At 53.0% G+C, this 21226-nt stretch carries 15 protein-coding genes; 6 read left to right on the forward strand and 9 right to left on the reverse strand.

What is annotated here, in order from left to right:
• Nucleotides 1–27 precede the first annotated feature (27 nt).
• Nucleotides 28–1206, forward strand: a complete 1179-nt coding sequence (locus CRO74_RS13890; protein ID WP_245877842.1) for a sialidase family protein — start codon at nt 28–30, stop codon at nt 1204–1206.
• Nucleotides 1207–1218: 12 nt separating this feature from the next.
• On the opposite strand, the gene CRO74_RS13895 is transcribed toward CRO74_RS13890, so the two are convergent.
• From CRO74_RS13895 to CRO74_RS13910, 4 genes are all read right to left on the reverse strand, one after another.
• Nucleotides 1219–3651 carry a TonB-dependent receptor domain-containing protein gene (locus tag CRO74_RS13895; protein ID WP_097126650.1) on the reverse strand — a complete coding sequence of 811 codons (2433 nt, stop codon included), beginning with the start codon at nt 3649–3651 and terminating at the stop codon, nt 1219–1221.
• Nucleotides 3629–4978 (reverse strand): HTTM domain-containing protein, encoded by a 1350-nt coding sequence (locus tag CRO74_RS13900; RefSeq protein WP_097126651.1) that lies wholly within the window; start codon nt 4976–4978, stop codon nt 3629–3631. The genes CRO74_RS13895 and CRO74_RS13900 overlap by 23 nt, the downstream gene beginning before the upstream one ends.
• A gap of 25 nt (nt 4979–5003) precedes the next feature.
• Nucleotides 5004–6164 (reverse strand): imelysin family protein, encoded by a 1161-nt coding sequence (locus tag CRO74_RS13905; protein ID WP_097126652.1) that lies wholly within the window; start codon nt 6162–6164, stop codon nt 5004–5006.
• Between the two features lie 70 nt (nt 6165–6234).
• Entirely contained in the window at nt 6235–7407 is a 1173-nt protein-coding gene (locus CRO74_RS13910) for a DUF4856 domain-containing protein (protein WP_097126653.1), read from the reverse strand.
• A 388-nt stretch (nt 7408–7795) separates the two neighbouring features.
• On the opposite strand from CRO74_RS13910, the gene CRO74_RS13915 reads away from it, so the two are divergent.
• From CRO74_RS13915 to CRO74_RS13930, 4 genes are all read left to right on the forward strand, one after another.
• Nucleotides 7796–8224 carry a response regulator gene (locus CRO74_RS13915; RefSeq protein ID WP_097126654.1) on the forward strand — a complete coding sequence of 143 codons (429 nt, stop codon included), beginning with the start codon at nt 7796–7798 and terminating at the stop codon, nt 8222–8224.
• 70 nt (nt 8225–8294) lie between these two features.
• Nucleotides 8295–9371, forward strand: coding sequence for an alpha/beta hydrolase (locus CRO74_RS13920; protein ID WP_097126655.1), 1077 nt, complete (start codon nt 8295–8297; stop codon nt 9369–9371).
• Between the two features lie 30 nt (nt 9372–9401).
• Nucleotides 9402–10877, forward strand: coding sequence for a leucyl aminopeptidase family protein (locus tag CRO74_RS13925; protein WP_097126656.1), 1476 nt, complete (start codon nt 9402–9404; stop codon nt 10875–10877).
• A gap of 141 nt (nt 10878–11018) precedes the next feature.
• Nucleotides 11019–12230 (forward strand): ATP-grasp domain-containing protein, encoded by a 1212-nt coding sequence (locus CRO74_RS13930; RefSeq protein WP_097126657.1) that lies wholly within the window; start codon nt 11019–11021, stop codon nt 12228–12230.
• Here the strand turns inward: CRO74_RS13930 and CRO74_RS13935 are convergent.
• The 5 genes from CRO74_RS13935 to CRO74_RS13955 all read right to left on the reverse strand — a co-directional run bounded on the left by CRO74_RS13935 (nt 12227) and on the right by CRO74_RS13955 (nt 18177).
• The gene (locus CRO74_RS13935) at nt 12227–12526 is read right to left on the reverse strand and encodes a hypothetical protein (protein ID WP_097126658.1); all 300 of its coding nucleotides are present in this window, start codon (nt 12524–12526) and stop codon (nt 12227–12229) included. The two genes, CRO74_RS13930 and CRO74_RS13935, sit on opposite strands and share 4 nt — an antisense overlap.
• A gap of 98 nt (nt 12527–12624) precedes the next feature.
• Nucleotides 12625–15183 (reverse strand): bifunctional glycoside hydrolase family 9 protein/polysaccharide deacetylase, encoded by a 2559-nt coding sequence (locus tag CRO74_RS13940; RefSeq protein ID WP_097126659.1) that lies wholly within the window; start codon nt 15181–15183, stop codon nt 12625–12627.
• A 4-nt stretch (nt 15184–15187) separates the two neighbouring features.
• The gene (locus CRO74_RS13945) at nt 15188–16552 is read right to left on the reverse strand and encodes a neutral/alkaline non-lysosomal ceramidase N-terminal domain-containing protein (protein WP_097126660.1); all 1365 of its coding nucleotides are present in this window, start codon (nt 16550–16552) and stop codon (nt 15188–15190) included.
• 149 nt (nt 16553–16701) lie between these two features.
• Nucleotides 16702–17445 carry a ferritin-like domain-containing protein gene (locus CRO74_RS13950; RefSeq protein WP_097126661.1) on the reverse strand — a complete coding sequence of 248 codons (744 nt, stop codon included), beginning with the start codon at nt 17443–17445 and terminating at the stop codon, nt 16702–16704.
• Between the two features lie 15 nt (nt 17446–17460).
• Nucleotides 17461–18177 (reverse strand): ferritin-like domain-containing protein, encoded by a 717-nt coding sequence (locus CRO74_RS13955; protein WP_097126662.1) that lies wholly within the window; start codon nt 18175–18177, stop codon nt 17461–17463.
• Between the two features lie 565 nt (nt 18178–18742).
• On the opposite strand from CRO74_RS13955, the gene thrA reads away from it, so the two are divergent.
• On the forward strand, nt 18743–21199 hold the full coding sequence (gene thrA / locus CRO74_RS13960) for a bifunctional aspartate kinase/homoserine dehydrogenase I (protein WP_097126663.1): 2457 nt from the start codon (nt 18743–18745) through the stop codon (nt 21197–21199).
• Nucleotides 21200–21226: the final 27 nt, after the last annotated feature.

Raw genomic sequence — 21226 nt, forward strand, 5'->3', positions numbered from 1 at the left:
ATGGCACACTTATTTTCAATTCTACTTATGTTTCTCGTCAGTCTACCGACAACAGAAACAGCGATTTCCAATCCGCAATTTACCGGGGCTGTTCCCCACCTGACGACCGATGCAACCGGTAAGCCGTTGTTAAGCTGGGTGGAAAAAATCAGTGAGAAAGAGACGGCTTTTTATTTCGCCATCGCGGCCAATGGACAAACGTTCGGGGAAAAAATCAGGGTGAACGCGCCGGTTACTATCTCCACTCATGCCGAAGGAATGCCTAAACTGGCCGTAAAAGCGGATGGAACCCTGCTGGCTGTTTACGAAGTGCCGAGTCCAACACCCGAGTCGCGCTTTGCCGGTGATCTGCTGTACACGATGTCGGTAGATAATGGGCAGCACTGGACCGACCCGGTTCCCCTTTATCAGACGATAAAACCCGGCACGAGCCATTCTTACAGCGACATCACGCGCTTGCCCAACGGCGAAATCGGGGTTATGTATTTGGATGAGAAACTCCCCGGAAAGGAGGGACGCCCGGTAGTATTTGCCCAGACAACACAAGGAAAGGGCTTTGGTCCGGCGGTGCTGGTCGATGATAACGCCTGCCAGTGCTGCCGCACCAATGTGTTTGTCGACGCCAAAAAAGGGATTCATTTGACCTACCGCGACCTGATCCCATCCGGCAAAAGAGACGAACCCGCATCCCGCGACATCAGTACGGCTGTTTCGACCGATAATGGCAAAACCTTCGGCAAACCACAGCGTGTGTATGCCGACAATTGGCAGGTAAACGCCTGCCCCCACGCGGGACCTGCCGTAGCCGAGGTCGGTAATGAGTTGCTGATGACCTGGTTTTCGGGTAAGGAAGAGGCTGTTGGATTGCGGTTGGCCCGACTCGGTTCGGATAAGCTCGTATCGAGCGTGCTCTCGAACCGGGCGAAGCATCCGCAGGTGGCAACGCTCGGAAATCAACTGATCTGGGTCTGGGATGAGGCCGTTTCGAAAGACGGTTCCGGTGAAATGGGCTCGTTTGTCCAGCGAATTGGTATGCGAATCGTTGAGAAGGGCGTAGCCAGCCCGACAACGTACCTAACCGCCGAAACCACCAACGCGGCCTATCCGGCCGTACTGGCGACGAAAAACGGGCTGCTGGTCGCGTACGAACAAACCACCGGTAACCAAAAGCCGATCATTGTGGTGCGGTCGCTGCCATCGTTGTGAGGCCGGTACTGGCTATAGTTTCACCTGCAGGGTCACGTACAAACCGCGTCCATCGGAAGGCAGAATGCCGGGGCCGGGGTAACCCGTGGCCCGGCGGGTGAAATACGCCCGATTGGCGAGGTTGTTCAAACTACCCTCCAGTCGAAACCGGCTGAACTGATACGACAGGCTGGCGTCCATGATGGAATAGGCCGGAATAAGCCCGATCACTGCCGAAACGCCCCCTTCGCGCGAGTTGGTCGCGTCAGAAAACTGATCCGACAGATAGGTATACTGAAACGAAGCTTTCAGGTTTTTGTAGCCGACCCGTACGCCACTTTTCAGGTTTACATTCGGCACAAATTCAACCTGATTGCCAACGACTCCGGCAATCTCGCTGGCTCTATAATTAGAGTGGATCAGGGCGATGTTGGCGAACAAGACGCCACTCAGGTTTGTATTTGCCGGGTTGGCTAAACGAAGAAAATCGCCTTCGGCATAAGATTCCAGCCCCATGATAACAGCCTGCCCAATGTTACCCCGTCGGCGCAGAACCCGGTCGTTGGCGTCGTAGAACTGCACCTCACCGATGCGGTTGTTGTAGTTCAGATAGAACGCGCTGACGTCGAAGTTGTACAGCGTGGTTTGCGTGCTGCGAATGCCCAGATCGATGGAGTACCCTTTTTCGTCCTGCAAATTAGGGTCAATAACCGACGATGGGTTGGCAATCCGCATATCACTGAAGGTGATGGAGCGGTAATTCTGCGAAATGTTGCCGTATATGTCGAGCTGCGTAGTGGGTTTGTAGCTGATACCCAGCCCGCCCAACAGAAACTGGCGTCCGTTGGTTCGGACTTCGTTGGTGCGGGTGGCGTCGATGATATTCCCTGCCAGATCGCGGGTAACGGTGCCGTAGAAACCATCGGCTGTCGTATGAATGTATTCGAAGCGTACGCCGGGGGTAATGGACAATTTCTCCCCCACATACAGGATGTTTTCGGCAAAGAGCGACACATTCCGGTTAGGAAACTGGTAGTCTGACGCAATGCCCTGCTCGGTATCCGTAAAGGTGAAGTTTGCATCGTTGCCCGTGCTGCCCAAGCCCTGAATGCTGTGGTTATAGCCGTGATAATAACGTGTTCCAACCAGCAAAACGGCCTGTTGTTTAGCGAGCTGGTACCGTTTTAAGTACCGCGCTTCGGCCCCATAATTCTGAAAATCACCTTTTATCAGATCCCGCTCGCTGTTGTCATCGACGCTGGCCACGCGGTTTGGCCGGAACCCCAGCGAATACCGATAGGCATACAGGCCAAATACCCGCACATTGACTTCGTTGTTGGCGTTGAACTTATGGTCGAAATGCAGGGCGGGCATCGTCCAGTTTACCTTGAACCAGTTACGCTCACGGTTGCTTTGCCGGGGATCTTCCCGAAACATGGCGTCGGTCAGGCCGCCCGGCTGCTGGGCCAGGTAGCTCATCTGGGTGATGTCGACCCCTACCGACGTATTTTCCGAGAACCGGTAGTCGATGTCGGCGAAGGCCGTGTAGTTGGTGAAGTGGGAATTAGGCCGCCAGCCATCGCCTTTTTTGTATTGGAAAAACGTGTAATAGCTCAGTTTGCCAACCGTGCCACTGGCGCTCGTGAAGGCGTTGTAAAACCCGAAGGTACCCACGGTTTGCCGGGCTACCAGTTCAAATTTTCGGTCGGCAACGGGCTTTCGCATGACAAAGTTGAGCAACCCGCCAAACTGCGTACCGTACTGCAACGAAGCGGCCCCGCGAACAATCTGGATACGGCCAACGGCTTCGATGGGGGGCGTGTAGTAGCTTTCCGGATACCCCAGCGCGTCGGCACTGATGTCGTAGCCATTCTGCCGGACGTTGAAATTGGAGCTACGGTTCGGGTCGAGGCCACGCCCGCCGATACTGAGTTGCAGCCCGGCTCCTTCGTTCTCCCAGATATTTAATCCTGCTACCCGTGCGTAGATCTGCCGGGCGTTGTTGGTCGATAAATTCGCGACCAGCTGATCCGGAATGATCACTTCGGATTTCTTGCCCTCATAAATCCCCATGCCTTCAACCCCCCTCATACGCGTAAAGCCAAAGTCCGACTGCTTATCGGTCACGGTTACCTCGTTCAGCGTTTCGAGCCGACTAGCCAGGTAAATGCGTACCAGTTGATTCCGTTCAGCAAGTTTTACGGTCTGCGTGGCGGCTTTAAAATCGGGACTGCTGGTGTTCAGTACGTACGTGCCACTGGGCAGGTTGGCAAAGGTAAACTGACCCAGGCTATCTGTTTGGGTCGAGCGGTTGCCATTGTTCAGGTAGATCGTGCAACCCTTCACCGCCGAGCTGTCCTGCCGGGATTGTACCGTACCCGAGAGTTGATACTGGGCAAGGGCGGTTGTTGAGCAGAGAAGAAGGAGGGCGAAGCCCACCGATTTAAAAACCGTAAATGTTGTCATTGAAAGGAGTGATCCACGCTTTGTGGGTAAAGGAGTCCTGTTTGTCGGCCAGATTGGTCGCCGGGTTGATCAGGGGTTTTCCCAGACGGCCATTGAGGGCTACGTAGGAGTCTACATAGACGGCCGGATGTTGAAAACCACGTTTAGAATAATAATCCCGAAGCAGGTGCGCGTATTGCAACAACATATCGGGTTGGGTAGCCATCATTTTTTCCTGAAGGGGCGTCAGGAATTCGGTGTTGTTCACGATTGTCCGGTGGCCCAGTTGGTCTTTCACGGTAAACTGGGCGTACCCCGCTTTCTCCATCAGCATAACCCGCCAAGAAAACCGATAGCCCTGTTCGGTCCAGAACAACTCACCCGGATACAGGAGGTAGCGAAAGGGAAAGAGAAGTTGAAACACAAAGAAAATCACGAAGGTTACCTGAATAGCCGAGGTGATTAGTGGCGGGTACGTATATGTCCGCTGGCTGATCAGGAAGGTGGTTGGAATGGACAGCCTCTGGCTGATCGCCCGAAGTAACGCCAGATGAAATGGAGCTGAAAAGAAAATGAGCGCCGTTACAATCATGATGTACGGAAACATGCCGATGGGAAACAGCCATGCCGTTAATCCGTGAAATACCACAACGGCCGCATACGCCCAGGGCCGGGTTTTGCCGTTCCAGAGCAGAAACGGAATGCTTAGATCGTACAAACAGCCGAACCAGCTAAAGACCAGCGGCACCCATGGGTAATTGAACAGAAAACCAACCAGCGGCACATCGTTGTGGGCCGGTAACCAAATTCGTAGGGGTAACCCATGCAGGAGCCAGTCGCTGTTGACTTTAGCCAGACCGGCAAACACGTAGAGAATGGCTACCAGCAGTTTCAGGGAGTCGAGTTGCCAGGCTGGAATCTGACCGGCCCGCAGGTAGGGACGGCGGTAGGCATCCACTGAAAAGTACGCGTGAGCGGGCAGAAAGATCAGCAGCAGGCAAACCATACTTGTAAAATAGTAATGGTTGAGGTAGGTGCTTTTGTCAATCAGCTCGATGTACGTGAAGCTCAGGAACAGGAGCACACTGGCTGCCCGGTAAAATAATCCCACCGCAACAAGTAGGGCCGAGATACCACAAACCGCAAAAAGAAGGTATGTGTACTGACCCAGTGGCTCCACAAACTCGAAGCCATAAAACGGGAAAAAGAAGCGAGGCTGAATATATAATTCCGCAATCCACCCCTTGCCCCAGAAACGGACAATGCTCCCGAAGAGCATTAGTCCGAACAAGAGCCTGAAAACGGCCAGCGGTGCCGCCGAAGTGGTTTTACGAAAATAGTGTTGCATAAGTGGGGTAGACAGTAGCCTTTACTTAGTCCCCGTCGTTGTCCGTATACGTAATGGTGATACTCATGGCGGTAGTCATGTCGACCTTGAGCATGCGAACGGCCTTTTGCATCTGCGTATAAGCGAGGACAACGGCCGCATTGTTGGTCTTGACTTCATCGGCCAGATTAGGCTTCAGCGCATTGAGCTGCTGGTTTACAGCCTCGAACTGCTTGTTGATGATGTCGACCAGCGATGTGCCCGTGCTGCTGTCTTTCGCGCCGAGCGAGTTGAGGTATGTTTTCAGACCTGGCCCTTCCTGACCCGTTTTTACGCTTTTCCCGTTGAAGAAGTCAACGCTGGCCTGATGAGCCGTTTTGGCCAGGGTCAGCGACAGGTCTTTCTTGTAATAGGCTTCAATCTTATCGGTAGCTACCGTGCCGTTGGTCATGGCACCCGACGGGATACCCAGCTTTCCGGAACGGATATAGCGTTCATAATTGAGCACATAGCCGTTTACCAGTTTAGACGTCGAGCAGCCCGCGTTTAAGGCCGTGCAGTTGATGAATGTGTCCCGATAGCCACCCGTTGTCCAGGCAGTGTACACTGTTGTGAACTGCGTATTCATCTGGCTCGTCAGCCGCTTCAGGTAAGCAATTCGTTTGGCGGCATCGGCGGCTGTTGTGTAGCGGGCAACGATAGCGTCGTCTGTCGTGCCGAGCCCGTTGATGAGGTAATCCAGCGCTGGAAAGCCCTGTTTTGGGTAGGAGAGCGGTACATCGAACGTTCCCGAACCCGCCGAAATATACTCTTCGATACCGGTTACGTTGGCCGGGTAGATGTTGAAAAAATTACGAAGTGTGTACTGCTCCGCCGGACCTACATCGAACAGCTCAACTTTCTGCCAGTCGGTATAGGCGTCTACCCAGGCCTGCCGCAACGCCGTGAGCGATGCGTTGTCCGGTTTTGCTGCAAACGCGTCCGATTTGGCCAGCATTACATCAAACTTCGCTTTAAAATTCGTGTAGCTGGGTACAATGATATTATCGGCAAGGTTGGTCAGCATGGCTTTCCGGTCGCTGCCTGCCTGATCGGTGGGGGTAGTTGGCGTTGGCGTTGGTGTGTCCGAACTACTTCCCGAACAAGCCCATAATGCGCTGACAAATGCGCAGATGAATCCGATTTGTTTCCACTTACTGTTTATCATGAGTTAAAAATGGAGACAGAGCAGTGTTAGCGACACTGCTCTGTATTAAGTAAAAGATATAGTTTGTTGTCTAGACAGGGATGTTGAACTTTGTTCGGATAGCCGAAGAGGCCGCATCAATTTTGGCATTCGTCAAACCCCAGAATCCATTGGGTGCGGAGATAAGACCCGTCAGCACAGCGTCCGAAAAGGCAGCATCGGCCTTATTTAGTTTGGCGTACCGCAGAGAATAAATGAAGCCGAGACCTTCGCCAATGGCGTGGGCTGCAGCGGCTGTGTTGGTTCCGGCGGTTTTCCACTTGCCCAGATAGCCCAGGGCCGCATTGGCAATAGCCTTTTCCATAGCCAAGTGAATGAAAGAGGCTTGTTCCTTCAGCGTTTTGGTATCGTTATTGACAATAGCCGCCCGACCTTTCAATAAGGCTGCATGAATTTTCGGGAAGTCTTCTTTATTGTACTCCCACAGGTAAGAGCCGATAAAACTCTCTCCCGATGAGGTAGCCGTTGCTTTACCACCGTATACCGGGTTAGCCGTCAGGATGCCATACACTTCATCCCAGTTTTGCTCAAGCTGCGTGTATTTTTTTCCGGTTACCAGCGTCGTATTGTCCAGCGAAAGATTTTTGTCGCTCAGGAGTACGTTACCGATGTAATCGACCTGAAAAGCGCCAATCAGTCCTTTCTGGATGATCTGTCCCCATTCGATCCCCTGTTCGTCGACGAGATAAGTACCCAGTTTACCCGCTTTCCCTTCCGATGCGACTGCCGATACGGATTGGCTGGCAGTGGCAATTTTAGGGAAACCGGCTTCGATCGTTGCCCGTTCTTTCTCAGCATCCGTGGCCGACAAGGACGAAGCGGTTACGTTACGGAGTTGGATTCCCGAGCTGTTGAGAGCTGTATTGGCCGTACCCGAAAAGGGGCTGCCGGTGTTTGAGAACATGTTTTTGAGCACGTTGGCATCCAGTGCAGCTCCCGTGCCTACCGCCGTACCGTTGTAGGTATTGATCGCCCGGAACATGAGCAGGCGGGTCGCACCCGTGGTTAAATCGACTGTTTTTGCCCCATCGTTATCCACGAAGAATGTAGCGTAGGTGGTAGTATCGGTCAGTTTACCGTAATCAACCGTTTTACGGAGTTGGGGCGTAACGGTTGTCGGGTTGTCTTGGTCCGTACAGGCCGACAAACTGGCGGCAAAGAACAAGACTGGTACAACGTGAGCAAGTAGACGAGGCTTTAACATGGATTGGTTAACTAATGGAGAATTCGCCTGCAAAGGTATAGAGTATTTAGACTAATTATAATATACTATTTGGAATTATTTAAAATAGGCGATTAACTCACTGAATAAAAGGGTATTATTATATTCTTGTATGGCTTTCGATCTAACAAGGCTTACTGATTAGTATCGTTAAATAATAGTTAATAAATAGTTCATTCTGTGGTGTTTTAATTGTCATAATATTATATTTGACCTGTTATTCGCCTTTATTTGCTGTTATTAGCAAAGAAAAGTCACTTTAGTCGGAAAAAATGATTTCTTATCAAGGTGACATTGTATACCGTAATCAGTCGGTGAAGTCTACTCAACGCACGCAACCATCCAACGCTTTACTTCAATCTTTTTTGCGATGGCTTTCCATTTGCCTTCGGGTTTGGGCTATGCAGATGCGCCCGCCGTTTGGGTCGTTGATGATGATGAGGACGACCGACTTTTTATTAGTTCTGCTTTTGAAGATACAGAACGACCCATCAGCGTGATAACACTCACCGATGGCGACCAGTTGTTGCCTGAACTGGCCACTTGTGTGCGGTTACCTCAATTGATTTTGCTGGATATAAATATGAACCGGCAGAATGGATTCGATACCCTGACGCAACTCCGAAGCACGCCCACATTTGCTCATTTGCCCGTTGTGATGTTCTCCACCTCGTCGGATAACGTCGATCGTCAGCGAAGTCTGGCGTTGGGAGCTAACCAGTTTATGACCAAACCTGCCAATTATAATCAGCTGGTTAGTGTGTTGAAAGGGTTGGCCGATACATGGGCAATTGCCTGATTGCTTTTCTATACCCTAACTTTCCCGGCTCGTACTGAACCAACCCGGACCTATATCCGATTCTAAGCGTATGTCTTCATCACTACGTTTAGAATTGCGTACGCACAGCACAGATGACCGTCCGGTATTTGTGTCGGGTAACTTTTGCGACTGGTACCCCGATCTGGATCGTTTCCGGATGCAGCCTGTAGCACCAGGTCAATATGTGTACGAGTTTCCGGGAGAGGTCGATCTGCCTGACATTCTGGACTATAAATACACGCGGGGCGGCTGGGACCATGTGGAACTGGGCGCTTCGGGCGAGGGCGTCACTAACCGGCGGGTATCCGCTTCCGAATCGGTAAAGCAGGATTATGTGCCCCATTGGCGGTGGTTTGGCATGCCGTTCAACCCGGAGTTGTTGCCAAAAATAGAGCTGCTGGGCGATACCTTCGAGTCTCCTCAACTCGGTGCCACCCGCCGGGTGCATGTGCTTCTCCCGCACGATTACGAGACCTCGGGAAAAAACTATCCCGTTCTTTATTTACATGATGGCCAGAATCTGTTTGGCGGTGGGGCTGGCTTCGGAAGCTGGGAGGTTGATCAGAAAATGGCTTTGCTGGCTGGCCGTAACCACCATGAGGTAATTCTGGTTTCCATCGACCATGCCAACGATGAGCGCATTCGGGAGTTCACCTTCAACCGTACTCGCGCTGGTCAGGGGCGGGGCAGATACTACCTTGATTTTATTCTTCGAACCATTAAGCCCCTCGTCGACAAGCGATTCCGAACTTTGCCCGATGCGGCCCATACGGGCGTTGGTGGCAGTTCGCTGGGTGGTTTGATCAGTATTTATGCGGGACTTCTGCACCCCGACGTTTTTGGTCGGCTGATGGTTTTCTCGCCTTCACTCTGGATTTCGCCCAAAATCTATTTCGATGCCATTCGCTTTCAGGCTCCCGTACCTATGAAAATTTATGCCTATGGGGGTGAACAGGAGTCAGCATACATGGTGCCCAATATTCAGCGCTTCAATGAAGCACTGGTGCGTCAGAGCTACGGAGGACACTCCATTGACATTCATGTATCTGTCGACCCCACCGGTACCCACCAGGAAGCGCACTGGAGTCAGGAATTCCCAAAAGCCCTTGAATGGCTGTTTTATTGAGTTTCTGCCCGAAATAACGTATCATTAACTATGAATATCATTTTAACAACACCGTCACCAGCCTCCGGTGATTTGATCATTCCTGTTTTACAGACCAATTCGCTGGCCGACCAATTGGTGGGATTTGCCCCAACGCTGGGTGTATCTGCTGAGGTGCTGCAACGCGATTTTAAGGCAGATGCCAAAGAAGTGCTGACCGTATACAGCCAGAATGGCCAAAAGATATACCTGCTGGGGTTGGGAAAAGACCCTCAGGAAATGGATTGGCTGCGAACGTTCCGAAAATTCTTCTTCGATCAGAAAAGCAAACTTGCAACAACGCTGGCTATCGATCTTACCGCGTTTGACGGGAGCGTTGTCGCCGGTGTGGTGCTGGGCGTTCGTGGGGGCGGGTATGACCTCAAGCTGTACCAGACCGATAAACCCGAAACGCCCGTCTTCTACACCGACGCCGGGATGTTGACACTCCAGCTGAGCCCCGACCAGCAAGCGGTGGCTCAGGAAGCCCTGACCCGTGCCGAGGCCATTGCCCAAACCCAGCTTCAGATGCTGGACCTGATGAATGCCCCCGCCAACTACAAAAAACCGCAAACCCTGGCTGACTGGGCCGTTGCATCCGGCCATCAGTTTGGGTACGGGGTAACGGTGCTCGACAAAGCCGAACTCGAACGGCAAAAGCTGGGTGCGCTGCTGAGCGTGAGCCAGGGGAGCGATGTGCCGCCAGTGCTGATTATCGCCGAATACAAGCCGGAAGGCATCGAAAATCCCCGAAAAGTGGGCCTCGTGGGTAAGGGCGTTACCTTCGATACGGGCGGGGTGTCCATCAAGACGTCGTCCAATATGCACCTCATGAAAAGCGATATGGGCGGGGCTGCGGCTGTGCTCGGTGCGGTGGAGGTGGCCGCCAAATTGAAATTGCCCATTCATGTGATCGGCATTGTTCCATCTACGGAAAACTCCACGGACGGCCGCTCTACCAAACCCGGCGATGTGGTGACGGCCTACTCGGGCAAGACCATCGAAATCATTGATACCGATGCCGAAGGCCGCGTTATTCTGGCCGATGGGCTGGGCTACATGGTGCGCAACTACCAACCCGATGTGCTCATTGACCTCGCTACACTGACTGGTAGCGTTATTGCCACGCTGGGGTATCATGCCGCTGGCCTGTTTACGCCCAACGATGCATTAGCCGCCACGCTTACGCAGGCCGCCAACCAGACGGGTGAACACATCTGGCGATTGCCGGTGTGGGATGCCTATACCGAAGACATAAAATCGGATGTGGCCGATGTTAAAAATTACAGTGGTAAGCCAGTGGCTGGGGCCATCAGCGCGGCTAAGTTTCTGGAAGTGTTCTCGGAGAAACACCCCGCCTGGGCGCACCTGGACATTGCCGGTATGGCTTTTGCCGATACGGAATTTGGATCGCAAAAGAACGCGACTGGTTTCGGTATCCGGCTGTTAATCGCCTACTTACAGCTGCTTATCGAAGAAAAGCAGTAAGAAAATTCGTTGTTTGGCTATTTGGCTGTATCTTTTTTCGCCAAACCCAGTTTATTACTTCGTCTGGCTAGCCTGGATACTAAACCGATGATGTTTTGGTAAGTCTTATCGGTTTCAAACTAACCCTGAACTATAGACAGTATGAGTCAACTTTCTTTTCTGTGCATTGCCACGTTCTTCAAAGGACAGGATTTCATGAAAGCCTGTAAAGAGTTGGGAAACACGGTTTACCTGTTAACCGACCAGAAACTTGCCGACGAAGCATGGCCCCGTGAGTCCATCGACGAGTTTTTTTTCCTGCCATCGCCCAGCAACGCGCCCGACGTGCTGGACCAGATGATTATGGGACTGGCTCATGCAATGCGCTCCCGGCGAATTGACCGGGTAGTAGCCCTGGATGACTTCGATGTAGAGAAAGGAGCCCTTATTCGCGAGACCTTCCGAATTGACGGAATGGGGCAGACGACCGCCCGCTATTTCCGGGATAAACTGGCTATGCGAACACGGGCTTTTGCCGCCGGGATTCGCGTACCTACCTTCTGCTCGCTCTTTCATGACGAAACGGTCACGGCATTTTTACAGACTACCGAAGCGCCCTGGCTCATAAAACCCCGCTCGGAAGCGTCGGCTACGGGGATTCGGAAAGTTCACTCACTGGACGAAGCCTGGTCGGCCATTCATTTGCTGGGTGAGAACCGGCACAATTACCTGATCGAAGAGTTTAAGCCGGGGAAGGTCTACCACGTCGACTCGCTATCGGTAGATGGCAATGCGGTGTTTACGCGGGTTAGCCAATACCTGGCAACGCCCATGGAAGTGTCGCACGGGGGCGGGGTTTTCCGAACGGTAACCTTGCCCCTCGATACGCCCGAAACCGATGCGCTCCGGCAGATTAACGATCAGGTTCTGTCGGCTTTTGGTATGCGGTACAGTGCCTCGCATTCCGAGTACATTCGGGGCGACCACGACGGAGAACTGTATTTTCTGGAAACAGCCTCGCGCGTGGGTGGCGCTCACATTGCCGAAATGGTAGAGGCTGCTTCGGGCGTGAACCTATGGCGCGAATGGGCCAAACTCGAAACGGCCATTGCCCGTAAAGAACATTACGTTCCTCCGGTCGATACCGGTCGCCATTCCGGGTTGATCGTTTCGCTCGCCCGCCAGCAATGGCCCGACCTATCGGTGTTCAGCGATCCGGAAATTTTCTGGCGCATCAACCGTGAATACCACGTCGGGCTCATCACCCAATCCGACGACCGGGGCCGTATTCGAACCTTGCTGGACGACTACATGCACCGCATCTACGCCGAATTCCACGCATCGGCCCCCCTGCCCGATAAGCCCACGAGTTAAAGTGTATCCCGCTTCGCTTTGCCAACGGGTACCGATACGCCAAACGCCCTTGGATCGCTGGGGGGCAGGGTTTTTCGTTTTTTGTTATCCTGCACCGGGGGGAGCGGGTTGTTAGGTGTCTGGGCAGTCATGCCACCACCCGACAGGGGTGTATCGACCCCCGGAATAGCTACTTGCTTGGGTGAAGGACTCTGCTGAACGGGTGTTTGCTGTACGGCTTTGGACGTGTCGCTCTGGGCGAAAGCGACGGAACTGTAAAAGAGGCCTATAGCCAGAGAAAATAGGAGCGTACGCATAGAAAAAGTTCGTTTGTTGAGTAAACAGATGCCGCTTTTGTTAGCGCGCAATTGTATCAATATCAACACGCTTTCATGCGTAAGGTTTTGAGTTCTTTCTACAACACATCGGCCCGTACAAATTCATATTTTTTCTGAAGAAGCTCGGTCAGTAACTCGTCCAGACGATCGTACAGTTTATCCGTTCTATTAGGGGCAACGCCAATGTGCATAAGTAAGATAAAACCATTCAGACCAGCCGTTTTTTTCTGCTCATACGCCCGTATGGATTGCAGGATGGTGGCGCTGCTGCGGTAGTTTTTATCCTGTGGCGTGGTGTAATCGGCATGACTCAGCGTGCCGGGCGTGTAGTTGATGAGTTGAACGCCTTCTGTTTTGGCCCATGCGGCAATGCTGTCGTTGTACCATTCGTAGGGAGGTAAAAAGAGCTTTTTTGCCTTTTTGTCTTTGCCGAAATGGGCCAGTGCGGCATAGTTAGCCCGTAGGTCATCCACAAATTGCTGCCGGGTCACGAGCAGACTGTCGCGTTTGACCCAGTCGCAGTAGAGCAAGTGCTGGTCGGAGTGGGGGCCGAGGTAGTGTCCATCCTGTTGAAGTTGGTTTATGAGCGAGGCAAAAGTGGGATTGCGTAAAAAACGGCCGGTCAGAAAAAACGCAGCCCGAACCTGGTGCTTTCGCAGGGTTCGGGCTATAGTCGAGCCGCCATCAGCAAACTCATCGCCGGTAAAGACCAGCGCCAGGCGTCGGGTGGCGGTGTCACCTCTTATTTTTGCTCCTTTGAAATACGTTGACTTGGGGTCAATTTTTGTCGATGGTTTTAGCGGTTTAACTGGTTTCTGAAGATTCCGGGACGTGTTCGCCTTTGCTGGTTTATAGTTCTCGGCATGTTTAGCGGCCAGGAGATACACCAGCGAGGCCGTGCCATCCATGGTTGGTTCGTTGGTGCTGTAGTCGCCGTAGTCGTCGTGATACACGGCTACGTTGCTTTGGAACGGCGCGTATTCATCGGATTCGTGCAGCGTAATGCCGATCAGGTTTCTGTAAATACTGCCGCGAACGGGACCATCCACCAAACCACCATCGATGGGGTAGTTTTTTAAATGGGTAAATGACGAATGTGGGTCGGTAGGGGTATCGGCGTTGGCGGGAAGTCCATACACAAAGCTTGTTCCCCATGGATTACAGCCAAAGAGCCAATCGAAATTCGCCTGTTCCAGCGTGGCAAACTGTACATCGCCGGTGAGTTGCCGATACCAGAAACACTGGGTTGCAAAGGAGGTTGTGAGGTTGTTACTGCACCAGGTAAAGGGCACCCCCCGATAAAAGGCATTCTGGCCCGCCCGTTTCCAGATTACCTCAATACCCGCCTTGTAATAATCCGTAACGGTTTTTCGATCTCGGGCAGGCAGGCGTTTCGCCAGTTCCGCATGACCCACGTTCACAAACGGGTACCACTGGTAATGCCGGGCCGTATCGTTCAGTATCCAGGGCGTAACCGGCTCCATCCGGGCAAAGTCAAGTGCCGTAGTTTGTAATTTAGCCGCCTGTGTTCCGGTGGCACCCGCTGCATTGAGTTGCTCCACGGTGGCCAGTTCCATGTCGTCGGCGTAATTGTCTTCTTCATAAAAGTAAGGAGCCCGGCCCGGCGCAGTCTGGCAATTGCCCGGCTTTTCCAGTCCAAGTTTATAAGCCGATTGCGCCCGTTGCCAGAGTTTGCTGGCATAGGCGGGGTCTTTTTTATGGGTTAACTGATAGCCCAGTGCTAGTGCGCTGCTTACTTTTCCGGCGGTAGAGGCCACGCCCGTTGCCCGGTTTTTATACTTGAATAGCCCCTGTGGCTTTCCGGTTGCAAAATACACGGGCCGTTCCGCTCCCTTGCCATACATGCTGTCCAGTTTGGGAATCCGCATACTCGAATGGTCTCGGTCGTCGCCGAGCTGGTTGAAGAGCCACGTATCGGTCGGGTGCATTTTCAGGAGCCAGTCGAGACCCCAGCGCGCTTCGTCCAGTACATCGGGCAGGCCGTTGGCACCAGTCAGGCCATTCAACTGGTGCTGATCGCCAAAGGCCGTCGGGAAATCGCGCAGGGCGGCCAGCAGGTGGTACGTTGCATTGGCCGAGGTAGTCACGTATTGCAGGTAATCCGAGGCATCGTGCCACCCCCCCGATGCGTTGATATGCGTGCTGTCGGGCATGGGGCCGTACATGGTGTAGCCGTCGTGCGTGTGGCAGGAGTCTTTCAGGAACGGATTGAAGCCGCTGCGTTGCTGGCGCATGTAGCGAAGGCAGAAATCGGCGGCACCGGCATAGACACTATCATCAATCCGAAACCCCGGCGACCGGGTACCGTCTGCCGTACGCAGGTAATACCGGCCGGGCTTCCGAAACCCGGAGAAATCGAATCGGTACGACTGTTTGAACGGGCCGTATTCACCAAACGGCCGCCCCGCCGAAAGTTGTAGGTGAACTTCATTTGTTTGTTCATCGACCAGCTCGAATGTCTCGATGGTCTTATCCGTCAGGCTTCCCCAAACGGCCGTTTTTGGACTATCGGGCCGGTAACCAAGCAGGTTAATGCGAATAACGGCGGAGGGTTCGCTGGGTATGGTAACGGATACCAGACTGACCAAGACGGAAAGAAACAGAACGAAACGCATAGGTTTACGGGGTTGTCATTTTCAACAGCAACCCCATCATCATCTCCTCAAAATACGCACCATTGTACGGGCCGAACCAGTTCATGTCGCGGGTTTCGTAGGTAGTACGGTTATAGTATTTGTCGGGGGTTACATAGCCGATGTAGCCGCCGTCGAAACTGGTAATCATGAGGTTAACACCTTTCTTTGTAGCCAACGGTTTGAAATCAGCCACGAATTCGCCGGAGTAATCGCAGGGGGTGCCGAGCAGTACCGTTTGGCCAATGCGTAGGGCTTTCAGGTCGGACGGGTAATCACCGTAAATGGCGTAGAAGAGCCACGGCCGCACGCGCCAGTTGCCAATAACGCGCGGGTGCGGTTCGCGCAAACCAAGCGGAAGGGTCAGAATGCCCAGCGTGCTATCGGCTTTGGTCTGGATTTGTGGAACGGTTCGTTCGATACGCAGGGCCAGATCACCGGCGTAGTTTCGGATCTCCTGAAAGTCGGTTTTACCCCGCGCCTGCGGGCCGGTACTGCCAACAGCCCCCGCCATGAACACCGCAAAATCGGCCGATTTTTTCTCCAGCCGGTCGACCAACGAGCCGGGATAATCGCGGCTGAGGTAGTTCCACATGTCGTCTTCGTAGAGAGTCGCGTGGCCGGAGAAGGTGCAAAGCAGGGCCGATTCGCCCGTTTGTTTCTTTAATTTTAGTAAATGCACCATCCCGTCGAGCGGCCCCGTGGAGCCGGAGAAACCAATGCGGTTATAGATATGATCGCTGGCGTCTACCTGCCCAAAGCCAACCTGTACGGGGGCCATGTTTTGTTGGGCTGCCCGAATGGCGTTTATGATGCCGTCGGTAATACGAACCACCAGTTTCTCGTCATACTTGCCCGTAATCAACTGGCCTACCAGCCCCGGTGCCCAGCCGCCAATGCTATTGTGGGAGTGAATAGCCCCTGTGTATAGATCCTCCCACTGTAAGCCAACTTCGGGAAGCCGTTTTTTGAGCGCTTCGACGACCGTGGGGGGCGTAATAAGTAAGTCCAGACCAATCAGGGCGGCTTTGGTACCACCATTGTCAAGAACGATGGCACGGACAAAAATTGAATCGGCTACAATGTGCCATTGCTTGCCGCGTCGGGCACCGTAACCACCGGTGGGCGTTGGGTAGGGGGGCGTAATATTGGCTTTGGCCCAACCCGCCCGCAGAGGTGTTTTGGCGGCTAGAATGGCCGGGAGCTGAGCCAGCCGCGCTTTGGTCTGTGCGTAATAAGGCATCTGCCGGTACGGCGTCTCATCGACCGGGGCCAGGCTAACGGCCAGAAACAACAGAATAAAAACAACAAGACCCAGCAGGATTTTCAGGAGGATACGAACGAATTTCATACAGATTGCCGCCACCAAGGGCGAATTTATCTGCAAGCAACGAAAAAACGCACGGATGGAAAAGACATAAAAAAAAGGTATCAGGGAAACTCCCCGATACCTTTCCTCACCCTCGCCGGTTTCCCGGCCTCCCTATACTTAATGTAATACTATAAAAAAGCTGCTGCAATGGCCATAACCTGTTGTTTGGTTAGCGGCTCATCGAAAGCTCCACGCAAATTATCCTCGCTTATACCTGTCACGTTCGGCAGCGTTTTCAGGTTAACACCCCCCTGCGTAAACGTTGTTTGTGTCGGGTCAGAAACCCAGCCTTTCATATTCATCATCCGGCGAATTTCCGATGCGTGCCGGGCTTCGACGGAGTGAATCTGGAGGGCCACTTGTAAAATACCTTTGTCGTTGACCAGATTGCCGACCTGCCCTTTGTAGGCCTGTACGCCTGTGTCTTCCAGCGCCCGTGCGGTGGCCAGGAATGTGCCGTAGGCCGAGAAAGTACCGGCCGGAAATTTAAAGGTTGGTTTAGCAACGGCAGCCGCACCCAACGCACTTTTCAGCAAGGCTACGTGGGCTGTTTCGTGTTTACTAATTTGATTGATTACGGCCAGATCGCTGGCCGGAACGAGCCCCGCTGTAGCCAGACCGATGCGATAAAATTCGTCTTCCAGGTACTCCAGTGTGAGCGCGAAATTTGCGGTATCAATGGCGGCCTGCGAAGGAGCGGTAGTGGCCTGGGCAAAGGCCTGGTTCAGGCTGGTAGCTACCACGGTTGGGATACCGGCGGCCAGCAGGTTTGACCCAAATTTGAGCAGATTTCGGCGCGAATAGAAGCTGAAACGCTCGCTAATCTCGGGATCTGCTTTTTCGATATCGGATAATAACTTGACTAAGTTCATAGCGTTGTGTCTGGTTTACTTGGGTAGATTGGTGGCCGTAATCGGTGTTCTGACATACTTCTGGGCAATTGGCAACACCGCAGAAGGCGGGGTGGCCGCATCCAATCCGGTAGTGGGTGCCACCACATCGTCGCCAGCGAAATCAGCTGATTTTGGGTTCAGCAGATCCCGAATAGCCGCTGCGTGACGCGCTTCTACCGACACAATTTTACCCGCCAGTGCGAGGTAATTCACATCTGTTATCAATGTACCGGCACCATTATAAGCAGCTACGCCCAAGTCTTCAAACGCTTTGGCCGTGCCGAGAACGCTGGCCCGGTCGCTGAAATTAATGGTGCTGAAATTGGGTGTCAGGTCAGCAATGCGGCTGGCGGCTGGAATGGCGGCTTTGAAGAATTCGCGGTGAACAATTTCATGATCGCGAATGTCTGTCAGAACGGCTTTCTCGGCATCGGTCATGCCATTGTAGGGCGAGAGCAAAACCTGAGTGTAAAAAGCAGCTTCCATTTGCTCCAGCGCAAAGGCGTAGTTTAGAATACCAACATCGCCCGTTCCTAAATCGACCGGGGCCATTACGGTGGTGGGATTCTCTTCACCTTCTTTGCAGGATGCCAGAATTGCGCCCCCTGCGGCAAAAGCGCCTGCGTAGCGAAGAAACAACCGGCGGCCTACGCGTACTGGCTCTAATTGGCCTGGTAACATCGTAAGGCCAGATTCGTTCTGCTTATTCATAACGTGCTTGAGTAAATTAAGTGTAGTAACAACATAACCGCAGGTCTAACAGACGGTTCGAAAAGATTTACGGCATTCGGGTGTGCCCGGATTTAAAATAGACTTAAAAAAAGCTCATACCGAAACGAAAAGTCTTTCCCACGCGCTATCTGCCAGCATAAATGGGCAAAAATACCGTATTTGCCTACACCTGTTATGACGGTTAATGAGCTCTGGTGGGTTAGGATATTTACTATACGGGTGATTCATTAAGGGCTATGATCCTATAAGAAGACCGAATTCGGCTCTACTAACCATCGATAAAACCACTCGTTTAGTACGGCATCGTAATTGCTGAAAGCGTTTCTACCGATACCAGGCGCTCTTTATGGGGTTCCTTTTCTGGTAACGGAAGCCCGGAAATGAGCTTGTCGTCGTTATCTTTGCCTTTATAAGAGTACCATCATCAACAGCTTCCTGAATAATAAGTAACGAGTGTTTGTCGACTATAAGTCGCTCCAGGGCATCGGATCGCCGGTGACCTGGTCATTCACTCATTCACACAATCACTCATTCGCCATTACAAATGCAGGTTCTTAAATTTGGCGGTACCTCCGTTGGTTCCGTAGATAGTATCAAGCAGGTTATCCAGATCATTGAAAACCATCGGCAGAACGGCGACCAGATAACGGTTGTATTTTCGGCGATGGGTGGCATCACCAACCAGCTTATCGAGATTGGGCGGATGGCCACAACGGGTGAAACCGATTACATGGAACTGGTTCGCCGGATTGAAGACCGCCATTTTAATGTTATAAAAGCCCTGATCCCCGTCAAGGAACAGAGTAAAGTGTTTGCGCACGTTCGGGGAATTATCAACGAACTCGAAGACTTGCTGCGGGGCGTGTCGCTCATCCGCGAACTCACCCTCCGTACCCACGACCTCATCACCAGCTTCGGCGAACGGCTGTCCACCACAATCATCACCGAATGCGTGAAGAGCCGGGGTATTCCGGCACAGTTTTGCGACGCCCGGAAGATCATCAAAACAGACGCTCAGTTCGGTCAGGCAGAAGTAAATTACACACTGACGAACCAGCTTGTTCAGGAGCATTTCGCTAAAACGTCCGACCTCCAACTGGTGACGGGCTTCATTGGCTCGACGGAAAAAAACGAAACCACAACCCTGGGTCGGGGCGGTTCGGATTATACGGCCTCCATTTTGGGCGCGGCTCTGAATGCGGAGGTGATCGACATCTGGACGGACGTCGACGGTATGATGACGGCCGACCCGCGCAAGGTGCCCAACGCCTTTAACATTCCTACCATCACCTACGCCGAAGCCATGGAGCTATCCCACTTTGGCGCGAAGGTGATCTACCCGCCCAGTCTGCAACCGGCCTTTGCCCGGAACATTCCGGTGCGGGTGTTGAATACCTTTAACCCAACCCACGCGGGTACCGTCGTGAGCCGCACCGCCGAACGTCGGCAGTACACCATAACGGGTATTTCGAGTATCGACGACATTGCGCTGGTAAACGTGCAGGGTTCCGGTATGATCGGCGTGGCCGGGGTATCGGCCAAGCTGTTCGGTGTGCTGGCCGCTCACAAAATCAGCGTCATTCTGATCTCGCAGGCTTCGTCGGAACACTCCATCTGCTTCGCCATCGACCCGCGTGGGGCCGAGAATGTGAAGACTATTCTTGACGCCGAGTTCGCTACCGAAATTGCCCACGGGCATATTGATAACATCGCCATTGAGCGCGATTTGTCGGTGATTGCTACGGTGGGAGAGGGGATGAAGAAAAGCTCCGGTATTGCCGGGAAACTGTTTTCGGTACTCGGTAAAAACGGGGTCAACATTGTGGCCGTCGCGCAGGGGTCGTCGGAGATTAATATCTCCGTGGTTATCAACAAGAATAACCTCTCGAAGGCGCTTAACTCGCTGCATAACATCTTCTTCCAGTCCGAAGCCCGCGTGCTGAACCTGTATCTGGTGGGTACGGGCCTGATCGGGAAAACACTGCTGCAACAGATTTACAACCAGTCGGAATACCTGCGTTCGGAGAAACTGCTGAAGGTGTGTGTGGTAGGCATGACAAACACCAAAAAGATGGTGCTCGACACGAGAGGGATTTCGCTGGATGGCTGGCGCGAACGTCTGCTGACAGATGGAGTGACAACGTCCTTACCGGCTTTTGTCGAGAAGATCAAAGATTACAACCTGCCCAACTCGGTCTTCATCGACTGCACCTCCGACAAGGACATTGTGCAGTTTTACGAGTCGCTGCTGGACGCCAACATCTCGGTGGTAACGCCGAACAAAGTAGCCAATTCCGGTCCGTACAGCGAATACCGACGCTTGCAGCGCACGGCCCTGAACCGGGGCGTCAAGTTCCTCTACGAAACCAACGTGGGAGCGGGTCTGCCCATCATCAACACCGTGCAGGGGCTGATGACCGCGGGCGACCGTTTTCTGAAAATCGAAGCGATTCTGTCGGGAACGTTATCGTTTATCTTCAACACCTTTCGCCCCGGCATCTCCTTTGCCGACGTGGTGCGCGAAGCCAAAGAAAAGGGCTATACCGAACCCGACCCCCGCGACGACCTGAGTGGCTTAGACGTAGCCCGTAAAATCCTGATTCTGGCTCGTGAAGCCGGGTTTCCCCTCGAACCGGAAGACGTCACCATCGACACCCTGCTGCCCGAATCCTGTCTGGCAGCACCCACCATCCCGGCCTTTTTCGAGGAACTGGAACGTAACAACGACTACTTCGAAAACCTGCTGGCCGAAGCTGAAACGAAGGGCGAAAAGCTACGTTTTGTCGCCAGTTTCGAGAACAATAAAGCGACCATTGGTCTGCGGCCGGTTGGCGTGGAGCACCCGTTCTATCAGTTAACCGGTGCGGATAACATCGTTTCGTTCACCACGGAGCGTTACAAAGACCGGCCCTTAGTAATCAAAGGCCCCGGCGCAGGAGCGGAGGTAACGGCTTCGGGCGTGTTCGCCGACGTGGTCAGTATCGGGAGCTATTTAGCGTAAGTGTTAGCTAAGAACCAACTTTAAATC

The sequence above is a fragment of the Spirosoma fluviale genome, assembly GCF_900230225.1.
In the GTDB taxonomy this organism is placed as follows: domain Bacteria; phylum Bacteroidota; class Bacteroidia; order Cytophagales; family Spirosomataceae; genus Spirosoma; species Spirosoma fluviale.